This is a genomic window from Priestia sp. SB1 (genome assembly GCF_038898415.1).
This window is the reverse complement of sequence record NZ_JBBJSS010000025.1, coordinates 1-10,385: the sequence shown is the minus strand read 5'-3', so window position 1 is coordinate 10,385 and position 10,385 is coordinate 1. Positions and strand designations below refer to the sequence as shown.

Annotated in this window: 11 protein-coding genes, 1 tRNA gene and 1 riboswitch; of the genes, 4 read left to right on the top strand and 8 right to left on the bottom strand. The window is 33.2% G+C overall.

Annotated elements, in window-relative coordinates; genetic code table 11:
• The coding region (locus WKH56_RS34735) for an IS3 family transposase (protein ID WP_342837201.1) at nucleotides 1-105 on the top strand (105 nt) is incomplete at its 5' end.
• Nucleotides 106-234: 129 nt separating this feature from the next.
• Here WKH56_RS34735 and WKH56_RS34730 read toward each other — a convergent pair.
• Entirely contained in the window at nucleotides 235-1,206 is a 972-nt protein-coding gene (locus WKH56_RS34730; protein ID WP_335387693.1) for a helix-turn-helix domain-containing protein, read from the bottom strand.
• A gap of 477 nt (nucleotides 1,207-1,683) precedes the next feature.
• Between WKH56_RS34730 and WKH56_RS34725 the strand changes: the two genes are divergently transcribed.
• Nucleotides 1,684-2,832 (top strand): tyrosine-type recombinase/integrase, encoded by a 1,149-nt coding sequence (locus tag WKH56_RS34725; RefSeq protein ID WP_153251964.1) that lies wholly within the window; start codon nucleotides 1,684-1,686, stop codon nucleotides 2,830-2,832.
• Nucleotides 2,833-3,026: 194 nt separating this feature from the next.
• Entirely contained in the window at nucleotides 3,027-4,745 is a 1,719-nt protein-coding gene (locus WKH56_RS34720) for a sensor domain-containing protein (RefSeq protein WP_342837794.1), read from the top strand.
• 165 nt (nucleotides 4,746-4,910) lie between these two features.
• Here WKH56_RS34720 and WKH56_RS34715 read toward each other — a convergent pair whose 3' ends face one another.
• Nucleotides 4,911-5,603 (bottom strand): AbrB/MazE/SpoVT family DNA-binding domain-containing protein, encoded by a 693-nt coding sequence (locus WKH56_RS34715; protein ID WP_342837792.1) that lies wholly within the window; start codon nucleotides 5,601-5,603, stop codon nucleotides 4,911-4,913.
• A 256-nt stretch (nucleotides 5,604-5,859) separates the two neighbouring features.
• Between WKH56_RS34715 and WKH56_RS34710 the strand changes: the two genes are divergently transcribed.
• Nucleotides 5,860-5,997, top strand: coding sequence for an anti-repressor SinI family protein (locus WKH56_RS34710; RefSeq protein WP_099000210.1), 138 nt, complete (start codon nucleotides 5,860-5,862; stop codon nucleotides 5,995-5,997).
• Nucleotides 5,998-6,029: 32 nt separating this feature from the next.
• On the opposite strand, the gene sinI is transcribed toward WKH56_RS34710, so the two are convergent.
• The 6 genes from sinI to WKH56_RS34680 all read right to left on the bottom strand — a co-directional run bounded on the left by sinI (nucleotide 6,030) and on the right by WKH56_RS34680 (nucleotide 10,385).
• The gene (sinI, locus tag WKH56_RS34705; protein ID WP_342837789.1) at nucleotides 6,030-6,152 is read right to left on the bottom strand and encodes a DNA-binding anti-repressor SinI; all 123 of its coding nucleotides are present in this window, start codon (nucleotides 6,150-6,152) and stop codon (nucleotides 6,030-6,032) included.
• Nucleotides 6,153-6,171: 19 nt separating this feature from the next.
• A riboswitch (cyclic di-GMP riboswitch) is annotated at nucleotides 6,172-6,256 on the bottom strand.
• A gap of 144 nt (nucleotides 6,257-6,400) precedes the next feature.
• Complete coding sequence (locus WKH56_RS34700) at nucleotides 6,401-6,937, bottom strand: RNA polymerase sigma factor (protein WP_342837788.1); 537 nt, start codon at nucleotides 6,935-6,937, stop codon at nucleotides 6,401-6,403.
• 300 nt (nucleotides 6,938-7,237) lie between these two features.
• Complete coding sequence (locus tag WKH56_RS34695) at nucleotides 7,238-7,864, bottom strand: cell wall hydrolase (RefSeq protein WP_342837786.1); 627 nt, start codon at nucleotides 7,862-7,864, stop codon at nucleotides 7,238-7,240.
• A gap of 255 nt (nucleotides 7,865-8,119) precedes the next feature.
• On the bottom strand, nucleotides 8,120-8,497 hold the full coding sequence (locus tag WKH56_RS34690) for a hypothetical protein (RefSeq protein ID WP_328170774.1): 378 nt from the start codon (nucleotides 8,495-8,497) through the stop codon (nucleotides 8,120-8,122).
• Nucleotides 8,498-8,514: 17 nt separating this feature from the next.
• On the bottom strand, nucleotides 8,515-9,699 hold the full coding sequence (locus WKH56_RS34685; protein WP_342837781.1) for an Alp7A family actin-like protein: 1,185 nt from the start codon (nucleotides 9,697-9,699) through the stop codon (nucleotides 8,515-8,517).
• Nucleotides 9,700-10,314: 615 nt separating this feature from the next.
• A tRNA-Glu gene (locus WKH56_RS34680) sits at nucleotides 10,315-10,385 on the bottom strand.

The following is a 10,385-nucleotide window of genomic DNA, read 5'->3' as shown; positions in this document are numbered from 1 at the left end:
GTAGAGCAAACCGTCAAAAACTATATTACTTATTATAACAATGCCCGTATTCAAACAAAACTAAACAACCAGTCACCTGTACAATATCGGCAACTGGTCGTTTAAAAGGTGTTTTGATCCCTGTCTCAAAAACAGGGGTCAGTCCCAATATCTGCAGAGGATTTTTTTATTAAACATAGTATGAAAATATGTTATTGATCTGGTAATTTTATTGTCTTCAGGCTGCAGTCTATCCTATAATTTTTGCACAGCGTACAACAACAACTCTTCCACATTCTTTTTGCCTAATTCCTTGGCTTTTTGCTGTAACTCTTCCTTCAGATTACTTGATACCTTTACACGTACTACTTCCAAATCGCTATCAATGTAAATTCCACGGCTGCGTTTATTAATCTTTCCTGAGACAAGAACTGACTCCAATAATTCAACGATTTCTTGTGCTGATTCTGTCAACAATACAGGTTTGATTTCAACGATAAATTGCTCTTTCTCTTCTTGTGGTGTAATTCTCATGTTAGTCGGGCTTAGGTACTGATAGAATAAATCCATGAGCTTATAAAGTTGTGATTTCGCGTAGGCTGTTTGCTTAAATGCAAATGTAGCATAACCTTCTTTCGTAATAGTTTTTTTCGATTCAATTTCATAGACTGCTTCAAAACCGCGATCAAGTAATTCTTCTACCGTTATCTCTTCATGTTGCTCTGTCACTGCCATAATGGGATCTTCTACTGAGATAATACGGGCAAACTGCTCTTTCACTTCATCTTTCTTCACAAAAAGCTGAAAGAGTGCAATATTTTGTTCGGTATGATAAAAATGACGCTTACTAGGTTTACGGCCAACTTCATGCGTACGCTTAAACGCTTCTAAATCTTCTTCATTCACAAAATAACAATTAATACCCCTGTATTCTTCTTGGAATGCAGGTAAAAGTTCTTGCTTAATATACTTATTCACTGTTGTGACGGATATATCGAGTTGCTGCGCTACCTCTTTTGTCGTAAGTCCTGGCTTTTTTAACTCTTCTTGCAAACGAACGACATCTTCGATATCAAATTCATAACGTCCTTCAATATGCCAGTTATCTTTATTAATAGGGTTTAATTTTCCTTGCTGAATATATGTATAAATCGTTTTCTTTGATGAAATAGATAACATCTCCATCACATCTTCAATAGTAATAATTTTAGTAGGATTATCAATCATAACATACACTCCTATTCTTTTTACTTCATCTAATAATTAATTATATCATATATACATATAGTTAGAGTTTAAAAGTTTTTATAATAAATATGTAAATGTTATAACTAACTTATAAATATTTATGTTTTATTATTTACTCTAAGTGATGACAAATAGGAGATTTTTCTACAAACTATATAAAAGTTATACTAAATTTATAGAAAGTAAGTTTACATTTTTACTTTTAAATTTGTTACAATCAATAAGTAACAAATTTAATAAATAACTTTAAAAGTATTTAATTATAAAATTATTAGATATTTAATTCAGATGATTAGTATTTTAAATATTATTAGTAACACCATCATTACGTTTTAAAGGTTCTTTATCATCTATGTACATATAAATACAAACTTAACTTTTACTTAGAGAAGGAGGCACTTCAAAACAAGTAAATTCTATAAATGAGAAGACATGTCTTACGAAAGGAGAGGTTTTATGCAAGATTTCTCACTAGTACATATAGGCACAGAAATAAGTGAAAGAAAAGGGGGTTTTAATAAGGTTGTCTCATTGATGCTAGATAGCACGTATTATGACGCCTTAGAAGAGAGGAATGAGCATCACCAGCGAAAAAACGAAGATATGTTCAGTGGTTTTACGGATGAAGAAATGATGTACTACTATGTCCACAAACGAAAGCATATTCGAAAGGACCGAGAGCGAAAAGAAAATACCAAGACCGAATACGTACGGATTTTGCTGCAGTTTTATCAATACGCGTTAGAAAGTGAATGGTTCCTACGCCAAGATGTAGACAACTATATAGAAGAGACTATTTTAAAAAACCTGCGTCCGTGGCATATTCGAAACTATCAGACGCATTTAAGTACCTCACTGCTAGGTAAGGGGGGAAAACCTTATTCACCTGCAACTTTAGACGCGAAAATGACGATTTTAAAGAGTTTTATGAAATGGTTATATGAAACGAAGTACATACAGCAACCATTACACAAAGAAATCTTAAGCACATCATTATCTGAACAAGAAATTCCTAACCGTGATTTGTATTACCATGAAGTTAAGCAAATCCTAGACTATTATAAAAATCATCCCATTAATTATGGATTATTAACGATGTTAGCAATGACAGGATTGCGTGTACAAGAAATAGCTAAAGCTTCCTGGGGAGATGTATATCTAGACAGTTTAAGTGGTCACTATCGCCTAAGAGGAGTAGGGAAGGGAGGAAAGAAATTTGATAAGTTACTTCATCCATCGCTATATGAACGCATTCTTGCTTTTCGAGAACGACGTCATGTCAGTATAGCATTAAATTCAAGTGATCAAAGTCCGTTATTTCCAACTAAAAATGGAGACTATTATCAATATAAAAACCTAAGTAATTATATTGTGCGTATTATCGAACGAACAGAATTACCTTTTATAAAAGAACGGAATGACAAAATTACGCCTCATTACTTCCGTCATTTTTATGCAATTTATAGTCGGCAGCAGGGAGCAGACATCTTTCTAATTCAAAAAGAACTAGGTCACAGCGATCGTAAGACCACCGAACGTTATCTGGAGAAGGTTTTGCAAAGAGAGCAAGAAATTGGACTCTTATGGAAGGAGCAAGATTTCTAATTAAAATACATGTGAAAGCCTCTTCAGTTCAGTATGCTCATCATATTGAATTTGACTTTGATCCATTAAACCATACTGAAGAAATAAACATTTTATATTTAATGAATTAATTTTTATGCAAAACCCACAATTCCTCTTTAGCATTCCTTCGTGGGCTTTGTTTATAATTACACCTGAAGAGGAGTGCATAGGTTATGAAAGATAAACATTTTGAAAGTAAGTTTAAAGAAACCCTAAAAAAATTAAATGATATTGAATTTGCATTAAATGAGTCATCTATTGTAGCTATCACAGATAATAAGGGATTTATAAACCACGTAAACGATAAGTACTGCGAAACTTCCAAATACGAAAGGCATGAACTCCTCGGCCAAAATCATCGTATTGTCAATTCAAATTATCATTCAGAAATATTTTTGAAAAATTTATGGAAAACTATTCAGTCAGGCAACGTATGGCATGGAGAGGTAAAGAGTAAAGCAAAAGACGGCTCATACTACTGGGTAGATACAACTATTGTTCCTTTCTTAGATGAAGAAGGTCATCCGTATCAGTACGTATCTATTCGTAATGATATTACAAAACGAAAAGCTTATGAAGAAAAGATTAAGCAACTGGCTTATTATGATCACTTAACCAATTTGCCTAATCGTTACTGGTTGAATAAGCAGTTGAAAAATTTACTCTTGGATAAAAAGTCAGCACAATTGACAGCCTTCTTATTTCTAGATTTAGATCGCTTTAAATCTATTAATGATACGTTTGGCCATCACCTTGGAGATGTCTTGCTTAAAAGGGTAGCAGATAGATTAAAGAATTGTATATCATCTGCTGATTTTATTTCAAGACATGGAGGAGACGAGTTTATCCTAGTACTACACACGTTGAAAACGATTGATGAAATAAAAAAAACGACTGAAAAAATTATAAAAGAGGTGTCTCTTCCATTCTACATAGGTGGCCATAAATTTCTTGTTTCTACAAGCATTGGTATCAGCGTATTTTCAAAGGAATGTAAGGAACATGTTATTCCAGAGAACATTGGTGAACTAATAGATGAACTAATTAAACAAGCAGATATGGCTATGTATATAGCAAAACGAAATGGACGAAACACATACGAAATAAGTTCACATGCATCAAATAAAGAACTATTCAAAGCTGTTAGTATGGAAAATGAGTTGAGATACGCACTAGAAAGAAATGAATTTCAACTAGTTTATCAACCACTTGTTGATTTAAAAACCTTTGAAGTAATAGGAGTAGAAGCGCTTATTCGTTGGAATAGTGTGAAGTATGGTATTGTCTATCCCGATGAATTTTTACCTATTTTAGAAGAGCTAGGATTGGTTGTACCAGTTGGAAACTGGGTATTAGAACAGGCATGCAATCAAATGAAAACATGGACGGATATGTATTCTAGGGTTACCAAAATTGGCGTAAATGTATCGCCTATTCAATTGAAATCACCGGAATTTGTAAAAGATGTGGAAGATATCTTGAAAAAAACAGGACTTAATCCATCTTTTCTTGAAATTGAAATTACGGAAAACGTAATCCAATACAACCAAGATTTAAAAGAAGTCCTGATACCTCTCCAAAACTTAGGGATTAAAGTAGCCATGGATGATTTTGGAACGTGTTATTCCTCTCTGAGCCACCTCAGATATTTACCAATTAATACGTTAAAAATTGATAAATCATTTATTGATGATTTGGATCAAATAGGAAAAGTCCTCGTGGAAACAATTATTCAAATGGGGGAAAAATTGGGCTTGAATATAGTCGTAGAAGGAATTGAAACCGAAGAACAGTTACAATTTATAATAGAGAAAGGCTGTCAAGTCGGCCAAGGTTTCATATTTTATGAACCTCAACTACCTGAGAAGATGTATAATATTTTAACCTCATAGAAAAAATTATTACGTATCGGTAAAACAGATGCTGAGAGTTCTTTTTCCAAGACTGATAAATAATTCTATAACAACATGAATAAGTAATTGCAGTTACCTAATTAAACTGCAATTACTTTTTTAATTTTAATAAGAATATCTTATACAATGACGTGTTTAAATTTTCTAAAGAGCTTTTTTTATAATTAATTGATCTCCTAATGTTGTAATTTCCAAGGTATCGCCATTATAAATGTTTAAATAATCTCTGAGCTTTTTAGGAATGTTTAAGTATTTATCTTTCTTTATTACCCGTGATTGCCCTGTAAACAAAAGAATTCCTTCTGTAGGAAATTCATACTTGTGTTTTTTTGCGACAATAGTATTATTCCCTTTGATGAAGAACTGTAATTGTATATGTTCTTCTAAATCGAGAGATTTGAGCACAGAAGAAGGGAGTTTTACCCTCCCTTCTTTAATTTCAAGTAAAGATAACTTATTCAGTTCAGGTTCTAAAGGTTCCCTTATTAGACCTGTAGGTTTATTTTCCTCTTTTTTCTTCTTTAAAACAATGCTCGTATTAATGACTTTCACTTCTATTTCCTCGTGTAAATTTATATCATGTATTTCGCGAAGCATCTTTGGAATTACAATACAGCCTAATTCGTTGATAGATCTAGTCAAATTTTTTGCTGCTTTTTTCTCCAACCGTACCGGTAAAAATTTAACCTGTCTCATAACAAAAAAGGTTTTATAGTTGAAGAATTGTATTTTAGAAGATGGATGGATATTAGCATTCTTTAAAAACAGAGGTGGTATCTTTATCCTCCCCATATTATCAATTATTAAGTATTCTGTAAGTGATTCGTCCTTTTTCACTAATAAAAATCCTTTCAGTTTTACTTCCTTAAATAAAGGTCAACCTTGAATCTGCTTACTATTCATTGCTTACGTCTTTATTGGCTTAGCTAGGTCATTAAAATTTTGGTTTTCCATAAACCAAATAACTGTATTTATTCCAAAAATATCATATATTATTAAATAATAGGTTAAAAGTAATAATTTTTACTTTATGGGTTATATTGAAAAGTAATTTACTTTATAATAGGACAAGTTGTAGAGGAGGAATATTACAGTGAATAATTTAACTACCCTTCCCCAGGAATGGCTAGATTTAGTCAAAGAAGCGATGAATTCAGACATTACTCAAGAGGAATTTAAAGAGTTTTTAAATAGAAGATCTCAAGAATTAAATAACCATAAACAACATTAATGAATGATTAATGTTGTTTATGGTCATTGTATCTATTTACTCTCTAGGAATTTCCTAATTTCTTCAATAGTCAATTCTAATTCCTTAGCTTCCCTTATAAGTTCAATCCACTCTTGATTTAGTTCTTGTACTACTAATTGTCCTTTACTGTCCATAAGAATTACCTCCAGATATTCAGGGGGCTCAGCTGCCATAGCCCTTAGACCTTAGACCTGTAGCTTTGCGTCCTAGCTTTTCAACTAGTTTGCCTTTATCTCAATATGTAAATTTATAAGTATTTTACTATATAATGGTTGTCGGATTTTGTCAAAAAAAGTATCGTCATTTATTTTTTTCTACAACCTACATACACTGTTGATATCTAATAAAAAAGAGCATTATAAAAAAACAAATAAATATTTAGCTAATTATCACCTTTTTCTGGATACATCTTTCTTAATAAATATTTTGCTCGATGAAGCCTTGCCTTAACTGTACCTAAACTAATATTTAAAGCAGTAGCAACCTCATTGTAAGGTAAGTCTTTAAAATAAAAATAAACAATAACATTCTGATACTTTTCAGGTAAAATATCTATCCTTTTAAGAAGTTCCTCATTTTCCAATCTTTCTATTACATGTTGTTCCAATAATATAGTATCAATGTTTTGTGAGTATTGAGTCATCTCTATATTGTTAGAGGATATGACTCGTTTGTTCTTCACCCTTCTCAAAAAATCAATACTCTGATTAACAGTAACACGATATAACCATGCATACGCTGATTTTTTACTATCTTTACCTTCTAGCTTCAGAAGTTGATAGTACTTAATCCAGACCTGCTGCACAATGTCTTCGGCCGCATGACTGTCTTTTACATATGCTGAGGCTATATTTAAAAGTTGTGTTTGATATTGCTCTACTAGGCTATTTACAGTTACCTCGTATTCAAATTCCTTCAATTGTAATCATCCAAACTAGTTAAATTCTCTTTTAAGTTGTCTATGCTGAACAAAACTTAATGACAGCAAAATAAAAAGCTACCTCATCAGTAGAAGAGGTAGCTTTTTGTCAGGGTTCAAACGTATAAGATGTATTAAAATCGAATGGCAACTCAATTATATCATGTTTTTTCCATAAAAGTTATATTAAACCTTTAAAACATCTAGATCATAAATGACTGCATATTCTATGTAAGTCAATTATACGAATATATAATAGCTAAAAATATATTACTTCATTTGTACTCTAACTATTTAAAGCTAATAAGCAAAAACGTGACTACCGATTCTCTTGTATGCTTTGCGTGTAAATATCCATTTATTTGTTGCAGTTGTAGGATTATAATAATAGACAGCCCCATTGGTAGGATCCCATCCTTTAAATGCATCCGTTACTGCTCTATAAGCGGATTGATTTGGTGCCAAAGCGTATTGTCCATCATTTAAAGCTGTAAACGCATTTGGTTGACTAATAACGCCAGGTATACTTTGTGGAAAATCTGGACTTTTAGCACGGTTTAGAATGACGGCTGCTACAGCTACTTGCCCCTCATAGACCTCACCTCGCGCCTCTCCATAAACCACATGCGCCATTTGTTCTACATTATTTATTTTTGCATATGTACCAGGTCCGACGACCCCGTCTTGCGTGATCCCCACATCATGTTGAAAATTCTTAACGGCTTGCTGAGTCAATAAACCATACTGACCAGTTGGATTTACGTGTAAATATCCCATCTTAACTAGCTGTGTTTGCAGCGAAGTTATTTCTTGTTTATGACTAGTTGATTGTAACGACACAGACGCGGATGCGGGAGATCCTATGTATAGAGTTCCTACTAAGGAAACGCCTAGAAATCCTACTTTCAGTTTCTTTAAAAAGTGCATGTAATTTCTCCTTTGTTTAAATAATTATTAAAACTCAGCCTTTATCCTGTAAGGTATAATTGTTTGTACTGCTTTACGTAGTACTCTTTATATTTTAATGATAAATAGACCTTGGATAAAAGTTAGGTAATATGTCTACTGAATTTAGGAGTCGATTGGTTAATTTTAACGCTAATATGAATTTAAACCAGTGTGAATAGTCCTATTAAGTAAAAACAGAAAAAACCACTAGTATGTTTCTAGTGGCTTTACTGTTTAAAAATCGTTATATTCTTCTAAGTCATCATCGTCTAATGAGCCAGATATATTTTCTAAATCGGCAATCTTTCCTTCTTTCACTCGGGAAACCTTTAAAGGCTCTTCTTCTTTGAAAGAGACACTTCCTACAAAACCTGTTGTTTTTGCTAATGTTTTTAACTCAGCTAATTCATTCTTTATATGTTCAAGCATTTCGTAGGTTCGTGTGTTTTCCATTGCTTTTCTTTCAGTAGATGAATCATCTAGATCACGTAGAATTAAAGACGAAATATAATCCCCTAACTTACGCGATTTAGCATATGTGGCTAGTTGATTGTACACTTCATCACTCAATCGATTTGTCTTAATCGTAAACGCATTTTGACGCTCTGACATCCTTATCACCTACGTTGTTAGGATTTAACGGCTTTCTTCTCTGCTGCTTGCTTCTTTTGAACGTAACCAATACTACGAATCTCTAAGCCAAATAAATTTAAGTGACGGCTATCTTGAGGAACCTTATGGTACTTGTCTGTACGTTCTTCTCCAATTTTTTCACGCATACTATTCATGATAGCAACTTCTAAAGTAGGAGCTACCCCTCCACAGTACACATATTTACGCACTTTATTTGCTGGTGGTGGTGCAACATCATTTAATTTAGCCAATAAAATCTCTACATATTCTCGAAGAGAAGACTTAATTGTACTTGTTAAATCAATGGATTTGCCTGTGTTTTCGTTTTTTAATACAAACTTTTGTTTACTGTAGTTATCAAGAATAAATTGATCAAACGCACGTAAGTCTGTAAACAGTTCTAAGAATTTCTCTTTACGCAATTTATCGATATGCGCTAAATAAGGGATGCCTTCAATGCTTTGGAATGATTCGCGACTATTGGCAGCTTTCAACCCTTCTGGTAGAATAACCACATCGATGGAACCACCACCAATGTCTACCATAACTGTTTCACATTCTACATACTCATTTGCATCTTCACGATCTTCAAGCGTTAAGTCTTTTTTCAAGGCAAAACGTGCACTTTCTCCCTCTTTTAAGCACGCACTTTCTTCTACTACTACTTTTAACGTATTTTCAAAGCCCGGTGTATGCACAGTAAACGAATGGTCGCCTAAGAAACGATTTGCCATGGCTTTTTGAGCTGCACCAAATGTGCTTTCTTTCTTAAGGAGCCAGATTGGTAACATGGTAGAAAAATAGTCAATTTCAATTGTATTGTCTTTTTTATTTTTCGCATGTAACGCATGGTAATACGCAATCGCAGCTAAAAAGGTGATGTATGGAATGTGACTTGTGATTTTATTATGTAATTTATTAATATGATTATTAGCCAGCAATTGACTAGCTGCAATGTCTCCTACTAAGAAATAACGCTCTTTCTCTTCCCCATGAATGGTCGTAGAAAGTAAAATACGCTTCTTAAATTCTTCTGGAGCTGTAACAGCATCTGTGAAAAAAGAATCTGCAGCTTCTTTTTGAAGTTCAACTACATTCGTTGGAAAATCGAATAGATATCCATCCATAATGTTCATATCAACGGAGTTACCGCAATCTTTATTAAAACGTGAAATTTTCATTTCTACACACCTCATCTTTTAAGTTGAACTTATATTCAACTCATTGTACTCTATACGAGGTGATTATTCAATATCTCTGGCCAACTTATTCATCTACAAAACCTTACATATATCAACAATTATTCACATTAAGTAGAACATGAACCCACAAATAATATTTAGATTTAACGCCTTATGTATCTTACGTTATATCATCAACATAACAAGAGCCTGCATCAAAAATGATACAGGCTCTCGTCTCTTACAACTAAATAATCCTCGTTCTCATTTGCCCTTGTGAGGCCCTTTCGTCACGTATATCGATTCATAACGAGAGTGCCGTTCGTTAAATTACAATACCTACTTATCAATTTGGGTAATACATCTGCTGAAGTCGCTGTTACGTCTTTCAAAACCGAATCAGTCCCTTCATTACGCTTAAGTATTTAACCTTTCACAGTAGCCTCTAAAAATCTTATTTGGGCTCTGTACTATCTGTTTACCACATATGTATGGATTAAAACTTCTTTTTTGATTTAACTTATTAATCTCATTGAAAATTGTCTCTTCTATAAAACCCTTCATTTATCTATCATAAATAAAAGAGCAGTTTGCATTTGCAAACTGCTCTTTTGATGACCCGTACGGGATTCGAACCCGTGTTACCGCCGTGAAAGGGCGGTGTCTTAACCGCTTGACCAACGGGC